Origin of the sequence: Pseudoxanthomonas broegbernensis (genome assembly GCF_014202435.1) — a bacterium.
Classification (GTDB): Bacteria; Pseudomonadota; Gammaproteobacteria; order Xanthomonadales; family Xanthomonadaceae; genus Pseudoxanthomonas; species Pseudoxanthomonas broegbernensis.
This window is the reverse complement of the sequence record NZ_JACHGU010000001.1, coordinates 1-15,486: the sequence shown is the minus strand read 5'-3', so window position 1 is coordinate 15,486 and position 15,486 is coordinate 1. Positions and strand designations below refer to the sequence as shown.

The window sequence follows — 15,486 nt, the reverse complement described above, 5'->3', positions numbered from 1 at the left end:
CGGGCCGGTGCCGGGATTCTTGACCGGACGGCGCCCACGGCCACGTGAAGCCCGATCCCCCGGCACCCCCCCACCGTCCATACGACCCCAAGCGCGCAGGCCCGTCAACCCGCCCGCGCCGGCGAAGCCTCGTGCCCACGGGTCCGCCGGAGATCCCGCGCGACAGGCGCACGAAGGCACCGTGGCCGCGGCACCGTGCTCGGTTACGATGCCGCCCACCCCGCATCGTCCCCATGCCCGTGCCCCATCCCGCCGGCCCACTGCTGACCCGCGACACCGCCACCGCGCTGCTGGCCGCGCGACAGGCGGGCATGGAGGCATGGACCGGCTCGCTCGACCTGGAACGCAGCCAGGCCACCGCCACGCTCCTGCAGGATCGCTGGGAGTGGCAGGGCGCGCCATACCCGTACCCGGGCACGCTCAAGGACCGCACGATCCACTACTTCGACGGCACCGGCTGGCGGCCGGCCGCGCGCTTCTCCGCCGCGCTGATCAAGCTGGTGCCCACCCGGTGGGGCGCGCCGACCTTCGAGATCGACGGCATCAAGATGCTGCCCACCTCCCGGGTGTCCCCGTTCGAGGACGCGCGCCGCAAGGTGGCGCTGGTGGCGCCGCGCGGCAAGGCGGTGCTGGATACCTGCGGCGGCCTGGGCTACTTCGCCGCCTGCTGCCTGGAGGCCGGCGTGGCGAGCATCCGCTCGTTCGAGAAGAACGCGGACGTGCTCTGGCTGCGCTCCCTCAACCCCTGGTCGCCCGACCCGGACGCGCCGGGAAGCGGCGGGCGCCTGCGCCTGGCCCATGCCGACGTGGCGCAGGCCATCGCCGGCGTGGACGACGCCTCGGTGGACGCGGTGCTGCACGACCCGCCGCGCTTCGGCATCGCCGGCGAGCTGTACGCGCAGGCCTTCTACGACCAGCTCGCCCGGGTCCTGCGCCGCGGCGGCCGGTTGTTCCACTACACCGGCACTCCCAACCGGCTGACCAGCGGCCGCGACGTCCCGCGCGAGGTGGCGCGGCGGCTGGAGAGGGCCGGGTTCCGCGCGCAGCCGGCGCTGGACGGCATCCTGGCGTCCAGGCGCTGAAGGGCGCCGTCGCCCCGGCGCCGCAGGCTCAGCGCTGCGCGGTCGCCCCGCCCAGGTGCCGTGCCAGGAAATCCAGCAGCCGGGTGTAGTACTCGCGGCGGTGCGCCTCGGTGTAGAAACCATGGCCCTCGTTGGGGAAGTACAAGGTTTCCACCGGTACGCCGGCCTTGCGCAGCGCCTTTTCCATGCGCTGGCTGTGCTCGATGGGCGCGCGCTCGTCGGTGCCGCCGGCGGCGAGGAAGACCGGCGCCTTGATCCGCCCGGCCAGCCGGGTCGGCGAACGCGCGGCCAGGGTGTCGCGCGCGCCCATCCATTCCAGCGCCCAGGTCCGGCCGGAGCGGCTGCGGCTGGAGGCGGCGCGATGCATCAGCTCCAGGTCGTAGACGCCGACGTAGCCGACCGCGCACCGGTACAGGTCCGGTTCGCGCGCCACGCCCATCAGCGCGGCATAGCCGCCGTAGCTGGCACCGTAGATGCAGATGCGCGAGGCGTCCGCGATGCCCTGCCCGATCGCCCAGGCGGTGGCGTCGGTAAGGTCGTCCTGCATGCGCCCGCCCCATTCCTGCAGGCCCGCGCGCATGTACGCGCGGCCGTAGTTGCCCGAGCCGCGGTAATTGACCCGCAGCACCGCGTAGCCGGCCGCCGCCAGGATCTGCGCGTCGTCGTCGAACGACCACCCGTCGAAGACGCCGAACGGCCCGCCATGCGGCAGCACCACCATCGGCCGCGGCCCGTCGGCGGCGGCCAGCGGCTCGGTGAGGTAGCCGTGCAGGGCCATGCCGTCGCGCGCCTGGAAGCGGACGTACTTCGACGCCGGGACCGCGTCGGGCACGAACCATTCGCGGCGGCTGAACACCCGCGCGGCCGACCGCCGGGCCGTGTCGAACAGGAAGTAGTCGCCGTTGTTGCGGTCGCTCCACACGTACAGCAGCACCAGCCGGCCGTCGGCGGTGGCCGAGGTCATGTGCACGGCATCGGTGCCGAAGGCCTTCTCCAGGCTGCGGTAGAAGCGCGCCGCGGGCGCGTCCTCGTCGAAGAAGCGGTTGCGCACCCGGTCGGTCATGAAGGACGCGCCGATCGGGGTATGGCCGTCCAGGTCGTAGAGGATGCGGTACGGGTCCACCGCCGGGTCGCGCAGCAGTTCGGTGAAGCCGGCGCCGTGCGGGTTCCAGGCCACCACCGCATCCGGCCCGGTGTCGCGCTCCACCTGCAGGTAGGCCGTGGCGCCATCGGCGCTCAAGCCCAGGGGGAAGACGCGGTGGCCGCTGGCCCGCTCGTCGTTGACCAGCCGCCATTCCGCACCGCGTGCGTCCCGGTAGAACAGCTTGGCCATGTTGTCGGCATCGGCGCCATGGGCGAAGCGCACCTGCCCCTGGGCGTCGGCCACGAAGTCGGCGCGGCGCACCGGCGCGGCGGCAACCAGGACGCGGCGGCGGTTGTAGATGTCCAGCTTCTCGATGGCGATGTACGGGTCGCTCTTGAGCGGCATCGAGTACACCAGGATGTTGCGCGGGTCGTCCACCAGGGGATCGAGCATGTACACCGCCTGCTCGAGCTGCACCTTGTAGCGGGCGACGATGCCCGGCGCCTCGTCCACCCCGTAGGGGCTGGCGAGCAGCCGGGCCTGGGTGCCGTCCACGTTCACCGCGTGCAGCTCGCCGATGGCGATAGGCTGGTCGCGCGAACCGTACTTGTGCGCCATCGACACCACCACCCGCTCGTTGCTGGCCCACCAGAAGCCATCCACCGCCGAGTCCTTGCGGCCGAGGATCTTGGTGGTGGGCTGCAGGTCCGAGCGGCGGACGACCACCAGCACGGTGCGGTCCTCCAGCGGCACGGTCACCGCGTAGTGGGCGCCATCGGGCGAAATCTTCACCCGCTCGTAGACGTCCTGCCTCAGGTAGGGCGTCAGGTCGAGGGTCCCCGGCTGCGCGTGCGTCCGGCCTGGCGCTAGGCCAAGCAGCAGCGTCACGGCCAGAATCGCGCGGTACGGCATCCCCATCCCCGCCCCTCCGTCGTTTCCCATGGATGCGGGCGATGGTGGCGCCGGCCGGCCGGGCTGTCCATGGGTTCCGGCTTGCCGATGCCCGCGCCGTGCGACCGGCCTACCAGGGCAGCGGCGTGCCGTTGGCGTGCAGGAAGCCGCCGCTGCCGGCCAGGTCCAGGCCGTCGAGGCGGGCGATGAGGTTGGCCGCCGCCTCCTCGGGGGTGAAGTCGCCGTGGCCGCCGACCATCTCGGTGGCCACCAGGCCCGGATGCAGCAGCAGCACTGCGATGCCGCGCGGCGCCAGGTCGCGGGCGAGCGAACGGCCGATCGCGTTGACCGCCGCCTTGGAGGCGCGATAGCCGTAGTAGGCGCCGGAGCCGTTGTCGGCGATGGAGCCCATGCGGCTGGTGACGATGCCGACCTTCGCGCCCTGCGCCAGTTGCCCCTGCAACGCCGCGGCCACGCGCAGCGGCCCCAGCGCGTTGACCTCGAACTGGCGCTGGATGCGCGCGAAGGCGTCCGCGTCCAGCGCGTCCAGGGTCTCGTTGGTGAAGATGCCGGCGTTGAGGATCAGCGTGTCCAGCACGCGCCCGGCCAGCCGCTGCGGCAACGCGGCCACCGTCCGCGCGTCGGACACGTCCACCCCGTCCACCACCTGCGCCCCGGTGGCTTCCAGCGCCGGGCCGCCGCGCCGGCACACCGCGATCACCTCGTCGCCTCGCGCGCGCAGCCGCCGGGCCAGGGACAGGCCGATGCCGCGGTTGGCGCCGGTGATGAGGATGGTGGCCATGGGGTCGCCTCGGTCCGTGCGGGAAGACCCCGATTCTAGGCGAGGAGCGCGATGCCGCCGGCACCGGCCGGCCACGGACGACCGGGCCGCGGCCGCGTTCTCCACGCGGTCGCGGCCCGGGGTGCCCAGGCGCCTCAGCCGGCGTCGCGATAGACCAGCACCGGGATGTTCGAGTAGGTGAGCACCTTGGCGGTCACGCTGCCCAGCACCAGCGCCTTGACCCCGCGGCGGCCGTGGGACGCCATCGCAATCAGGTCGCAGCCTTTTTCCTTCGCCGTGGCGATGATCGACTCGTGCGGGTCGGCGCTGTCCGCCACCGCGCTCGCGTGCGCCACGCCGGCCGCGGCGGCCTTCTGCGCCGCCTGCTCCAGGCGCCGGGCCGCCGCCGCCCGGGCGTGCCGCTCGTAGGCGTCGCGGGTCTCGGCGACCTGCTCGGGCAGGTAGGCGAAGACCTGGAAAGGCTCGACCGCCGTGAACAGGGTGACCTTGGCATCCAGCGCCCTGGCCAGCGCCAGGGCCTGGTCGACGGCGGTGTCGGACAGCGGCGAACCGTCGGTGGGAACCAGAAGATGCTTGTACATGTCTGCTTCTCCGTCTGGTGTGTTTGCAGTCTCCCCCGGTGCCCCGCGGCCCTCATTGATCCAGGTCAATCCCGCCGTGCGCTCCCCCTCGCGGTCGTCACGACCTCCAGGTTTGCGGACGCCAGTGGGCACCCGGCGGCGGGCCGTGGCGGCCGCCTCCGGCGGGTGGATCGCAGCGGACCCGCAGGGCGGGCCCGGCCCAACCCGCACCCCGGCCCGCGTCCATGCCCGCCCGGACCACCCGTCGCTTGCCCATGCGCTTGGCCTGGTACATCGCCTCGTCGGCGCGGCGCAGCACGTCCACGGCAGGCTCTCCCGGCAGGGTCCGCACGACCCCGGCGCTGAAGGAGAAACCGCCCTCCCGCATCCCCCCGCGGCGGGCGTCCCCGAGCATCCGCTCCAGCAGCGCGCCGACCTCCTCGCCATCGGCGCCGTCGAAGATCACGCCGAACTCCTCGCCGCCCAGCCGCCCGGCGAACGCGTGCGGCAGCCTGCGCAGGTCGCCGGCCAGCGCCTGCAGCACCGCATCGCCCGCATCGTGGCCGAAGCGGTCGTTGACGTCCTTGAAGTCGTCCAGGTCCAGCAGCGCGAAATGCCGCGCCTGGCGCCCGTCCGCCGCGCAGGCCTCATCCAGCCGCGCCAGCAGCGCACGGCGGTTGGGCAGCCCGGTCAGCGCATCGGTCTCCGCCAGGCGACGGAAATCCTCCTTGAGCCGGAACGTGGCCCGCAGGTGGGTGACCACCGCATGGTTGAGTCCCAGCGCCACCAGGATCGACGCCGCCACCAGGATCGCCAGGTTCTCCGGGTCCAGGCTGTCGGCGTCCACCCCCGGGTGGCCCGACATGAGGATCGCCCACACCGCCGCCAGGATGAGCAGGTAGTCGCGCCGCAGCGGCACCACGCTGGCGAACCCCAGCGACACCAGGATGGCCACCGGCAATACCAGCAGTTCCTGGGGGCGGACCATCATCGACAGCATCATCCTGAACGCCGAGGCCAGCAGCATGGCGTACAGGATGTTGCCCACGCGCCAGCGCAGCACGCTCGCCTTCCATCCCTTGTAGACGCATATGCCCAGCAGGGCCGCCAGCATCGCAACCGTGGCCGGGGTCGCCCCGCGCTCCACCTGCGGATTGAACGCGAGCGAGACGCACCACAGCGAGATCGCGAGCGCCTGTAGTGCCAGGGTCGGCCCCTGGAGCACCGCGCGCACGTGCTCCAGATAGCCCGCCAGTTGCGGGTCGGTTTCTTCCTCGCGCCTTTCCATTCCACCCGTCCCAGCGCCCGGCCGGCGCGATCAGTCCGGTATGCCGGGCAGCGCGCACCGGCAGGCCCGGGCGACGCGCGGCGGCGCCAGGCGGATTGCCTGGCGCTTCGATTACCGAGGCGGCGCACGCTATTACGTGCCTGCGCACGGGCATGTGAAGACGCCGCCCGGTGCGGACGGAGGGTCGCACGGCCGCTCCCGGACCCGTCGCGCGGACGGGTCCGGGTTTCTTCGCGTTACCGCGTCGGCGTGGACGACGCGGCGGCCGGATAGGCGCCCGGCAGGCGCGGCTGCTCGCTCCAGCCGAGCACCTTCGCCGCTTCAGCGGCGACGGGCACTTCCCGCATGCCCTGCGGACGCTGCGCCAGCTCGAAGCGGCTCAGCTCCATGCTGCGGAACAGCGTGCCGTCGTAGCCCTGCAGGGACACGCCCTGCTTCTCGAGCCCGGTAGCCTTGCGGAAGGCGTCCAGCGTGGCGAACTCGGCCAGGCAGTCCTTGCCCGCGACCGGGCTCCAGGTGACCAGCGGCTGCTCGCCGGCGTCGGCCCGCACGTAGGCGTTGTGGTCCACCCGGGTGGTCATCGGCCGCTTCAGCGTGCCGCACATGGCGGCCGGCTGGTCGAAGTGCAGCAGCGGCCCGGCGAAGCCCGCGCCGGCGACCAGCAGGTTGCCCTCGAACACGTGCCCCTCGCGCTCGTCCACGTCCGGGCCGGTCTGCGGGTGCCAGCCGAAATGGTCGGCCTGCGCACTGCGCTCGTTGCGGTCGAACATCGCCGGCGAGTTGTAGAAGGTGTTGTGGTAGACCCGGGCATCGGAGCTGTTCAGCACCCGGATGCCCTGCTGGTTGTCCACGAACACGTTGCCCGCCACCACGATGCCCTTGGAAATCTCGAAGAACAGCCCGATCAGCGTGCCCTCGACGTGGTTGTCCGCGAACACGCCCTCGACGTTGCCCACGTCGTACCACACCCCGTTGGAGTGCGGGTGGTCGACGATCAGGTTGTCGCGCACCACCACGTCGTAGGACTGGTTGAAGATCTTCACCGCCGCCGGGTAGTAGCCGGTCAACTGCTCGATGTTGTTGCGCCGGACGATGTTGCGCTCCAGCAGCGAGTCGGACGAGCCGATGAGGTAGATGCCCTCGGTGCCGGTGTCGCTGATCAGCGAGTTGCGGATGGTGAGGTTGTCGCCCCGGAAGTAGCCGGCCACGCGCGAGGTGAAGCTGATGGTCACGTTCTCCAGCGTGGTGCCGACCACTTCCTTGCCGTGCTCATGGCGTGCGGACACGCCCACCGGGTCGTCGGTCGGTTCGTCGTTGGGGCCGGTGGACGGCTTCTTGCCCTCGATGTCGATGGCGCGGAAGGCGTACTGGGTGAAGGTCAGGCCGCGGATGGTCGGGCCCTTGCCATCGGACGGCTTGCCATGCACCTCGCGCGAGGGCCGGTGCAGGGCGATGTCGTGCGCGGTGATCTCGACCTGGTGCTCGGCCGGATCGACGCCGATGTAGACATAGCCGTTGTCGTAGTCGATGTAGTAGCCCTCATCGCCCAGCCCGCCGGCCCAGCCCTGCGACAGCAGCAGCCGGCCGTCGACGAAGACCATGTCGTTGTTGAACCGGTGCAGCGGGGTGCGCATGCCCTCGCGCTCCAGCCGCCACCAGGCCAGCGGCCGCGCCGGGAACAGGTGCTCCCACCTGGTGCGCCACACGTTGTCGCGCAGCGCTTCCCATTCGGTGGCGACCCGCGTGCCCTTCAGCACCGGGCGCTCGTCCAGGTAGGGCTGCAGGGTGATGCCCTGGTTGAGCTGCAGGCCGCCGGTGCGGTAGGTGCCGCCGCGCAGCACGATGCTGTCGCCGGTGACCACCCGCGCGATCGCCGACTCGAGGGTGGTGGGCTTGGCCAGCGCGGTGCCCGGCACGCCGGCGTCGCCATCGGGGGCGACGTAGTAGACGGTGCCCGTCTCCGGCACGGCGTAGGACTGCGGGATTGGCCCATAGGGGCCGCCGGACGGCTGGGCCATGACGGGCGCCGCCAGCAGCGCGCCGGCCGCGACCAGGAGCGAGCGAAGCAGGCGCGGAGCGATTCGGCCACGCGTGGGGGGTGCGGAAAACGATATCGACATGTGTCCCTCCCAAGGACTGTGCGGTGAGGCGCACAACACTGGCATCCCGTCCGGATGTTAGCGCTAACCGATACTAGCATTCCTGACGAATCCGTAATGAGGCCAGGGTCGCTTCCTGCGCCCACCACCGGCGAAGCCGATTACTGGCGTACCGAATACGCCAACCTGCCCTACCCGATCACACCTACAGCTACGACACCGACTACGCGCCGGCACGGGTACGGCAACAGCGTGCGCGGCCGGTACGCCGACCGGCGCCGGGACGGTTCGCTCGAATCCGACGTCCGCCAGGGCTGGGAAACGGCCACGGCAAGTCGCAACTGGAGTGGGAGCAGGCCAAGGAAGCAGTACACGATGCCTTCGACCGCTCCGACCGCTCCGACCGTACCTATCGCACCTACGAGGCCACCGGTCGCTACCATGCCGACCGGTACCGCTCGGCCGACTACTGCAGGGGCGATTACGACTACCGCCCGGCCTACCTACGGCGCCTACGCCCGCAACTCCCATGCCGGGCGCACCTGAGACGAGGGACTCGAGGCTGGCCTGGAGCGCGGCTGAGAGAAGAACAAGGGCACCTCGCGCATGGCCTGGACCGATGCCCGGGCGGCGGTCCGCGATGCCTGGCATGGCGCGAACGCGCGCTGCCCGGAGACGCCGACCGCGACGGCCGCTGAGGCCAGGCGGCGCACCGCCGCAGGTTCCGTGCGACCGTCAGCTCAGGTCGACCTTGGCCACCTTGTCCCGGTAGTCCTTCTTCGGGTCGATGCCCATCAGCATCTTCACGCCGGCCAGCAGGTTGTTCTCGTTCAACCACACCTCGCCCCGGTCCGGGTCCAGCCGCAACAGTGCCAGCTTGGGGTCGTCCTTGCCCTCGTACCAGGCCGCGACGAACGGATTCCACAGGCGTTCCACCACGGCCCGGTCGGTGTCCACGCGCAACACGCCACCGATGCTCGCGAACAGCGAATGGCCCTTGGCGGAGAAGGCGGCCACGGCGCGTCGTGGCGTGCCGGCGTGGCGCACCAACGCGTTGTCGTTCGAAGCGAAGAACCAGAGGGGGCCGTGTTCCTCGTGCTCGAGTTGCGCCGTCATCGGCCGGGTGTGGCCGTCCTCCAGCCCGTCCACGCCCAGCATCAGCGTCATGTCGGACTTGAGGGTCTTCCAGAATTTCCGTTCCAGCTCGGCGGGGGTGGCCATCGTGGGGGCTCCATGGGGGGGGAGGCTCCAACGTAACGCCCCGCCAGGTGGCGTCCCCGTGAACACCGTACCGGTCCATTCGGTGGTGCCCGCCAACGCAAGGGGCCATGGCACGGCTGCGGACATGCCGGGCATTGCACGGCCGGCCGTCCACCGCGCCGAGCATGCCGCACCGAGAGCCCGGGGCCGGCGCAGCTCCCGCTGCGCCGATGCCACGCGCCTGCGCGCCAAGGCCCCGGCGACGATGGGTGAACGGGCTCCGTCAGTAGCCGGCGATGGAGCGGCAGTAGTACTCGGCCAGCGGGAAGGTCAGTGGCCGCTCTTCGGTGAGCCGCCACTCCGCCTGCAGGGCATTGGCGTCGCCCCGGACCACCCGGACCTGCGTGCCGCGCGCCTCCAGCAAGGCCGGGAGCCGGCTCCCGAGCGGGCTCGCCTCCGCGTCCCCGGCCGCGACGATGCACAGCGTCATGCCCGGCAGGATCGGCGCTTCCGCGATGGCCGCTTCGAAGTCCTCGATGTCGTCCTCGTCGTCGTCCAGCTCTTCCACGCCGGCGCCCGCTTCCGCGGACCGGTACTGCAGCCGGTCCGGCTCGAACAGCATGACCATCAGCGGCACCGCCTCGGTCGGCTCCGCTTCGCAGGCGCGGCGTACGGGCAAGGCGCGGACCGGGCTCAGTTGGCCATCCACCGCGACACGGCGGATCGCCATCAAGCAGACCCCATTCTCGAAGTCGCGGATCATGTCGCCCTCGTAGTCCTCTCCAGGCTCGGGGACGAAGGCGACCTGCACACGGCGGGCGCAGCCCCACCCTTGGGGGTTGTTCGAAACCTGCGCTTCCAGCATCACGGGCTGCCCCGGCACCAGGGGATATTCCAGGTAGTAGGGGTTGGCCATCAGCCTGTCGCGCGCGGCCAGGTTGCGGGTGTTGTCCGTCTCGGGAATGCCGATGGTTACGTTCCGGCGCTTCTTCCCCAGCAGCGTCCTGAAACCATGCGAGAGCGAACCGGAAGCATCGATCTCCTCGTCGTACTCGCGCTCGCACCGCGCATTCGTGTACATGGTCAGGGCGACGCCGTTCTGGCCGAACAGGCGGATGCGCGCGGGGCGCTCCACCGGCGCGGCCGCCTCAGCCGCCAATGCTTGCGCGCAGAACAGCGCACCCAGGAAAACCAGGATCGAACGGACTGGCATGTATGCGACCTCCATGTCGGACGGGATATTCGAGGAAAACGGCGCTCCAGCGCGGGCAAGCGAGGACGCGGCCGTCGCGATTCCGGGCACCTCCCTGCCCGGCCATCGGACGGGGATATTAACGCGCGCATGGGTGTCTGCAGAAGGCCGCCGCCATAGTTTCGACGGCAACGGAGGCGGCAGCGGGAAGGCTGTTTGCACCGCTTCACCGGCCTGGCGAAAGGGCGATCCCTGCTCCCGGCCCATGACCGTGCGTGCTGTTCGCCACATCCTCGACTAGCTGTGATCTCTCAGTAGGTTGTTCATCCGGGGCATCTCTGGAAGATGGGGGTTGCGAAGCCAACCCAGCCCCCAGGAGCCCCGGATGAACCTGCATAAACATGCCCGTCTTACGCCTCGCGGTCGAGCCCTGCTTGTCGAGCGGGTGATCGACCACGGCCTGCGGGTCGAGGAAGCCGCCCACGCCGCCGGGGTGAGCATCCGTACGGCGTACAAGTGGCTCCGCCGTTTCCGCCAGGAAGGCCCGGACAGGTTGCATGACCGCTCCTCGCGTCCTCTCCGATCCCCCACGGCGACTCCGCCAGGGGTGGTTGCGCAGGTGATCGCGCTGCGCCGCCAGCGACAGACCTATCGCCAGATCTCGCTGACCTTGCCCGTCGGGCTGAGCACCATCGCCCGACTGATGCAGCGTGCCGGGCTGCACCGACTGGCGGAACTCGCGCCGGCACGCCCGGACAACCGCTACGAGTACCCGCAGGCGGGCGACCTGCTGCACCTGGACATCAAGAAACTGGGACGGTTCTGGCGGCCCGGACACCGGGTCACCGGTGATCGCCAACGCGCATCCGACGGCGCCGGATGGGAGTTCGTCCACCTGGCCATCGACGACCACTCCCGGGTCGCCTTCGGTACCATCGAGAACGACGAGCGTGGCTCCAGCGCCTGTCGCGCATTGCTGCAGACACTGCGCTACTACCGAACCCTCGGCGTCACCTTTACCCGGGTGATGACCGACAACGGGGCCTGCTACAGGAGCCGCCGGTTCCGCCGACTCCTGCAGCGCCTGGGGCTGCGACACCTGCGCACACGGCCCTATACGCCACGCACCAACGGCAAGGCCGAACGGCTGGTCCAGACCGCGTTGCGCGAATGGGCCTACGCCCGTTCCTATGACAACTCCCACCAGCGCCAGCAGGCACTTCCTGCCTGGCTGCACCGCTACAACTGGCATCGACCGCACGCCAGCCTGGGCTACAAGCCCCCTATCAGCCGACTCCAACTGCCGCTGAACAACCTCATGGGTTTACACAGCTAGCGGCCGCGATAAGGCTCGCACCCGACGCCATCGTTGTCGCAGTCGAGGTGCGGCCCGTAGCCCGGCTCGCCTCGCCGCACCGGGGCCGCGCCTCGTCGCAATTTCGGAATGCACGCCCCTGCATCGGGACCGTGCGGACAGGCGCGACATCGGAGGGCTTCGGAGCCGACCGCGAGGCGCTGTCGGCCGCGGCGGCACGATGGCAGTGGTAGCCACCGTTCTTGCGGCCGTTGTGGCAGCCCTCCTTGTTCAGGCCACCGGGATGGGCATGGCCATGGAAGCGAGGAGGACCAGGACGATCCCCACCGCCCTGGCCGCTCGCATCCGCGCTCGGAACTTGCGCATGGCATCCCCGGCGTTACCAGACGACAGGCTCAATGCACGGTCACCACGATCGGATCGCCCCGGGTCACGATCAGGGTGTGCTCGAACTGCGCCAAGCGGTTGCCCTTCGCACCCACCAGCGTCCAGCCGTCGTCCGCCTCCACCACCACCCGGCTGCGGGTGGACAGGAACGGCTCGATGGTGATGACCCTGTCCTCTGGGAAATGTTGCGGCCATAAATCACATCCACCAAAAAAAGGGCTTGGCATTTTGTAGCCAAGCCCCGTTTCTTTAGATGTTTTCCGGAGGGAAATCCGGACCTACACGGCATTGCCACCGGCGGGCCCCAGGGCCCTTGAGCCGTCAAACCCCGATCGGGTTCGCCTTCTCCGGATCGATCTTGTACTGCTTGATCGCCCGGGCCACGTCCTTGCCGGTCATCTTGCCTTCCTTCGCCAGCGCGGCGATGGCGGCATGGGCGATGTAGTACCGGTCCACCTCGAAGAACCGCCGCAGGTTGGCGCGGGTATCGGAGCGGCCGAAGCCGTCGGTGCCCAGCACGGTGTACTGCATCGGCACGAACGCGCGGATCTGGTCGGCGAAGGCGCGCACGTAGTCGGTGGCGGCGATGGCCGGGCCCTGGCGGCCTTCCAGCAGCTCGGTCACGTAGGCCTTGCGCGGGGCCTTGGCTTCCGGGTTCAGGCGGTTCCAGCGCTCGGCGTCGAAGCCTTCGCGGCGCAGCTCGTTGAAGCTGGTGCAGGACCAGATGTCGGCGGTGACGCCGAAGTCCTTGTCCAGCAGCTCGGCCGCGGCGATGGCCTCGCGCAGGATGGTGCCGCTGCCCAGCAACTGCACGCGCAGTTCGCCCTTCTTCGGCTTGCCGGCGTCGGTGAGCAGGTACATGCCCTTGATGATCCCCGCCTCGGCGCCCTTGGGCATCTCCGGGTGGGTGTAGTTCTCGTTCATCAGGGTGACGTAGTAGTACTCGTCGATCTGGTCCTGGAGCATGGACTTCATGCCGTGCTGGACGATGACGGTGACCTCGTAGCCGAAGGTCGGGTCGTAGCTGCGCACGTTGGGGATGCCGCCGGCCACGATCTGGCTGAAGCCGTCCTCGTGCTGCAGGCCCTCGCCGTTGAGGGTGGTGCGGCCGGCGGTGCCGCCCAGCAGGAAGCCGCGGGTACGCATGTCCGCCGCCTGCCAGGCCAGGTCGCCCACGCGCTGGAAGCCGAACATGGAGTAGTAGATGTAGAACGGCAGCATCGGCACGTTCGACACCGAGTAGCTGGTGCCGGCGGCCATCCACGAGGCGATGGCGCCCGGCTCGCTGATGCCCTGCTGCAGCACCTGGCCGGACTGGTCCTCGCGGTAGTACATGAGCTGGTCGGCGTCCACCGGCTTGTACTTCTGGCCGAACGGGGCGTAGATGCCGATCTGGCGGAACAGGCCCTCCATGCCGAAGGTGCGCGCCTCGTCGGCGACGATCGGCACCAGGCGCGGGCCCATCTCCTTGTCGCGCAGGGCGATGTTGAGGGTCTGCACGAAGGCCATGGTGGTGGAGTAGGTGCGCTCGCCGCTGTCCTTGAGCAGGCGCTCGTACTTGTCCAGCGCCGGCACGGTGAAGGACTTGGAGGCCTTGCGGCGGCGCTGCGGCAGGTAGCCGCCCAGGGCGGCGCGGCGCTCCTTGAGGTACTGCACTTCCGGCGAGTCCTCGCCGGGGAGGTAGAACGGGACCTGCTCGGCCCCGGCCAGTTCCTTGTCGCTGATCGGGATGTTGAAGCGGTCGCGGAAGGCGCGCACCGAGTCGTCGTCCAGCTTCTTGGTCTGGTGGGTCGGGTTGAGCGACTCGCCGGCCGAGCCCATGCCGTAGCCCTTGACCGTCTTGGCCAGGATCACGGTCGGCACGCCCTTGGTGTTCACCGCCTGGTGGTAGGCGGCATAGACCTTGTGCGGGTCGTGGCCGCCGCGGTTCAGGCGCCAGATGTCCTCGTCCGACAGCGAGGCGACCATGGCCGCCGTCTCCGGGTACTTGCCGAAGAAGTGCTCGCGGGTATACGCGCCGCCGAAGGCCTTGCAGTTCTGGTACTCACCGTCGACGGTCTCCATCATCAGCTTCTTGAGGATGCCGTTGGTGTCCTTGGCCAGGAGCGGATCCCAGTAGCTGCCCCACAGCAGCTTGATCACGTTCCAGCCGCCGCCGCGGAACACGCCTTCCAGCTCCTGGATGATCTTGCCGTTGCCGCGCACCGGGCCGTCCAGGCGCTGCAGGTTGCAGTTGATCACGAACACCAGGTTGTCCAGGCCCTCGCGGCCAGCCAGGGAGATGGCGCCCAGGGTCTCCGGCTCGTCGGTCTCGCCGTCGCCGATGAAGCACCACACCTTGCGGTCGGACTTCTCGATCAGGCCGCGGTGCTCCAGGTACTTCATGAACTGCGCCTGGTAGATCGCGGTCAGCGGGCCCAGGCCCATCGACACGGTGGGGGCCTGCCAGTAGTCGGGCATCAGCCACGGGTGCGGGTAGGAGGAGATGCCGCGGCCGTCCACTTCCATGCGGAAGTTGTCCAACTGGTTCTGGGTGATGCGGCCTTCCAGGAACGAGCGGGCGTAGATGCCCGGCGAGCTGTGGCCCTGGATGTAGACCAGGTCGCCCGGATGCTGCTCGGACGGGGCGCGCCAGAAGTGATTGAAGCCCACGTCGTACAGGGTGGCCGAGGAGGCGAAGGAGGCGATGTGGCCGCCCAGGTCGCCGGGCTTGCGGTTGGCGCGCACCACGGTGGCCATCGCGTTCCAGCGGATGATCGAGCGGATCCGCCACTCCAGGTCTGCGTCGCCCGGGCTCTTGGCCTCCAGGTGCGGGGCGATGGTGTTGACGTATTCGGTGGTGGGCGAGAACGGCAGGACCGCGCCGGAGCGGCGGGTCAGCTCGACCATGTCCTCCAGCAGGCCGTGGGCGCGCTCGGGGCCGTCACGGTCGATGACCGCCTTGAGCGACTCGATCCATTCCCGGGTCTCGACCGGATCCGGATCGTTCTGGAGGACTTCGTTGAGCCAGTTCATATCACTCCCGTGGCCGCGCGGGAGGCGCGGCAATCTCATGTCTTGTGGGTTTGCAAGTTTAACGCAAGGCCGGCACCCCCTGCCTCGCTACCGGGGCGTATGCCGCGCCGGGGCGGCACTGTGGCGGCTTGTCCTCGGGACACGGCCACGCCGCAAACGCGGCCGGGCGGCGGCGCGGCGCAGATGGTTTCTCCGGCCACCACCTCCCGGGCCGGCCGGTGGCCGGCCGCGGGGCGCAGTCGCCCGCTTCCGTCGCCCTTTCCGCAGGCGCCGGCCACAGGGACCGCCCCCCGTCGGCGACATGCGGCCGTAGCCGGCCATGCCCGGCAGGGCGGCGCCGGCTCAACCCGGCTCCTACCCAGGGGCCGGGCTTCGTCGCCTTCCCGCAGGAGCCGGCTTCAGCCGGCGACAGGCATCGGCGTCGGCCATGCCCGGCTCCGCAATGGCCCCTCAGCCCTTGCGCGCATCTTCCCTCTGCTGCCGGATCTGCGCGTCGACGGCGGCGATGGCGGTCATGTTGAGGATGCGGCGCGGGCTGGCGCTGGTGGTGAGGATGTGCACCGGCTTGCCG

Annotated in this window: 12 protein-coding genes and 1 pseudogene; 2 read left to right on the top strand and 11 right to left on the bottom strand. The window is 70.1% G+C overall.

Annotated elements, in window-relative coordinates:
- Positions 1-233: 233 nt before the first annotated feature.
- Entirely contained in the window at positions 234-1,082 is an 849-nt protein-coding gene (locus tag HNR76_RS00065; protein ID WP_183982036.1) for a class I SAM-dependent methyltransferase, read from the top strand.
- Between the two features lie 28 nt (positions 1,083-1,110).
- On the opposite strand, the gene HNR76_RS00060 is transcribed toward HNR76_RS00065, so the two are convergent.
- The 7 genes from HNR76_RS00060 to HNR76_RS00030 form a co-directional block, all read right to left on the bottom strand.
- Positions 1,111-3,078: an alpha/beta hydrolase family protein gene (locus HNR76_RS00060; protein WP_162312292.1), complete on the bottom strand. Its 1,968-nt coding sequence runs from the start codon at positions 3,076-3,078 to the stop codon at positions 1,111-1,113.
- A gap of 109 nt (positions 3,079-3,187) precedes the next feature.
- Positions 3,188-3,859 carry an SDR family oxidoreductase gene (locus HNR76_RS00055; protein WP_162312282.1) on the bottom strand — a complete coding sequence of 224 codons (672 nt, stop codon included), beginning with the start codon at positions 3,857-3,859 and terminating at the stop codon, positions 3,188-3,190.
- 134 nt (positions 3,860-3,993) lie between these two features.
- Complete coding sequence (locus tag HNR76_RS00050; RefSeq protein ID WP_162312283.1) at positions 3,994-4,440, bottom strand: universal stress protein; 447 nt, start codon at positions 4,438-4,440, stop codon at positions 3,994-3,996.
- 97 nt (positions 4,441-4,537) lie between these two features.
- On the bottom strand, positions 4,538-5,707 hold the full coding sequence (locus tag HNR76_RS00045; protein WP_162312284.1) for a GGDEF domain-containing protein: 1,170 nt from the start codon (positions 5,705-5,707) through the stop codon (positions 4,538-4,540).
- 236 nt (positions 5,708-5,943) lie between these two features.
- On the bottom strand, positions 5,944-7,725 hold the full coding sequence (locus HNR76_RS00040) for a right-handed parallel beta-helix repeat-containing protein (RefSeq protein WP_211373206.1): 1,782 nt from the start codon (positions 7,723-7,725) through the stop codon (positions 5,944-5,946).
- 816 nt (positions 7,726-8,541) lie between these two features.
- A complete protein-coding gene (locus tag HNR76_RS00035) occupies positions 8,542-9,027 on the bottom strand; it encodes a pyridoxamine 5'-phosphate oxidase family protein (RefSeq protein WP_162312286.1) in 486 nt (161 codons plus the stop codon).
- A 262-nt stretch (positions 9,028-9,289) separates the two neighbouring features.
- A complete protein-coding gene (locus HNR76_RS00030; RefSeq protein ID WP_162312287.1) occupies positions 9,290-10,234 on the bottom strand; it encodes a hypothetical protein in 945 nt (314 codons plus the stop codon).
- A gap of 349 nt (positions 10,235-10,583) precedes the next feature.
- Here HNR76_RS00030 and HNR76_RS00025 point away from each other — a divergent pair, with 349 nt between their 5' ends.
- On the top strand, positions 10,584-11,534 hold the full coding sequence (locus HNR76_RS00025) for an IS481 family transposase (RefSeq protein WP_162312288.1): 951 nt from the start codon (positions 10,584-10,586) through the stop codon (positions 11,532-11,534).
- On the opposite strand, the gene HNR76_RS15725 is transcribed toward HNR76_RS00025, so the two are convergent.
- The 4 genes and pseudogenes from HNR76_RS15725 to aceE all read right to left on the bottom strand — a co-directional run bounded on the left by HNR76_RS15725 (position 11,531) and on the right by aceE (position 14,915).
- Positions 11,531-11,635 carry an excalibur calcium-binding domain-containing protein gene (locus HNR76_RS15725; protein WP_211373207.1) on the bottom strand — a complete coding sequence of 35 codons (105 nt, stop codon included), beginning with the start codon at positions 11,633-11,635 and terminating at the stop codon, positions 11,531-11,533. The two genes, HNR76_RS00025 and HNR76_RS15725, sit on opposite strands and share 4 nt — an antisense overlap.
- 107 nt (positions 11,636-11,742) lie before the next feature.
- A pseudogene (locus HNR76_RS15720) lies at positions 11,743-11,796 on the bottom strand (hypothetical protein); the annotation flags it as partial.
- Between the two features lie 112 nt (positions 11,797-11,908).
- Positions 11,909-12,127 carry a M24 family metallopeptidase gene (locus HNR76_RS00010; RefSeq protein ID WP_211373208.1) on the bottom strand — a complete coding sequence of 73 codons (219 nt, stop codon included), beginning with the start codon at positions 12,125-12,127 and terminating at the stop codon, positions 11,909-11,911.
- A gap of 94 nt (positions 12,128-12,221) precedes the next feature.
- Entirely contained in the window at positions 12,222-14,915 is a 2,694-nt protein-coding gene (gene aceE / locus HNR76_RS00005; protein ID WP_162312289.1) for a pyruvate dehydrogenase (acetyl-transferring), homodimeric type, read from the bottom strand.
- Between the last annotated feature and the right edge of the window lie 571 nt (positions 14,916-15,486).

What these genes read in the sequence shown, in the direction of transcription:
- HNR76_RS00065 (WP_183982036.1), top strand. Translation starts at nt 234, where the DNA reads ATGCCCGTGCCCCATCCCGCCGGCCCACTGCTGACCCGCGACACCGCC.
- HNR76_RS00060 (WP_162312292.1), bottom strand. Translation starts at nt 3,078, where the DNA reads ATGCCGTACCGCGCGATTCTGGCCGTGACGCTGCTGCTTGGCCTAGCG.
- HNR76_RS00055 (WP_162312282.1), bottom strand. Translation starts at nt 3,859, where the DNA reads ATGGCCACCATCCTCATCACCGGCGCCAACCGCGGCATCGGCCTGTCC.
- HNR76_RS00050 (WP_162312283.1), bottom strand. Translation starts at nt 4,440, where the DNA reads ATGTACAAGCATCTTCTGGTTCCCACCGACGGTTCGCCGCTGTCCGAC.
- HNR76_RS00045 (WP_162312284.1), bottom strand. Translation starts at nt 5,707, where the DNA reads ATGGAAAGGCGCGAGGAAGAAACCGACCCGCAACTGGCGGGCTATCTG.
- HNR76_RS00040 (WP_211373206.1), bottom strand. Translation starts at nt 7,725, where the DNA reads ATGGCCCAGCCGTCCGGCGGCCCCTATGGGCCAATCCCGCAGTCCTAC.
- HNR76_RS00035 (WP_162312286.1), bottom strand. Translation starts at nt 9,027, where the DNA reads ATGGCCACCCCCGCCGAGCTGGAACGGAAATTCTGGAAGACCCTCAAG.
- HNR76_RS00030 (WP_162312287.1), bottom strand. Translation starts at nt 10,234, where the DNA reads ATGGAGGTCGCATACATGCCAGTCCGTTCGATCCTGGTTTTCCTGGGT.
- HNR76_RS00025 (WP_162312288.1), top strand. Translation starts at nt 10,584, where the DNA reads ATGAACCTGCATAAACATGCCCGTCTTACGCCTCGCGGTCGAGCCCTG.
- HNR76_RS00010 (WP_211373208.1), bottom strand. Translation starts at nt 12,127, where the DNA reads ATGCCAAGCCCTTTTTTTGGTGGATGTGATTTATGGCCGCAACATTTC.
- aceE (WP_162312289.1), bottom strand. Translation starts at nt 14,915, where the DNA reads ATGAACTGGCTCAACGAAGTCCTCCAGAACGATCCGGATCCGGTCGAG.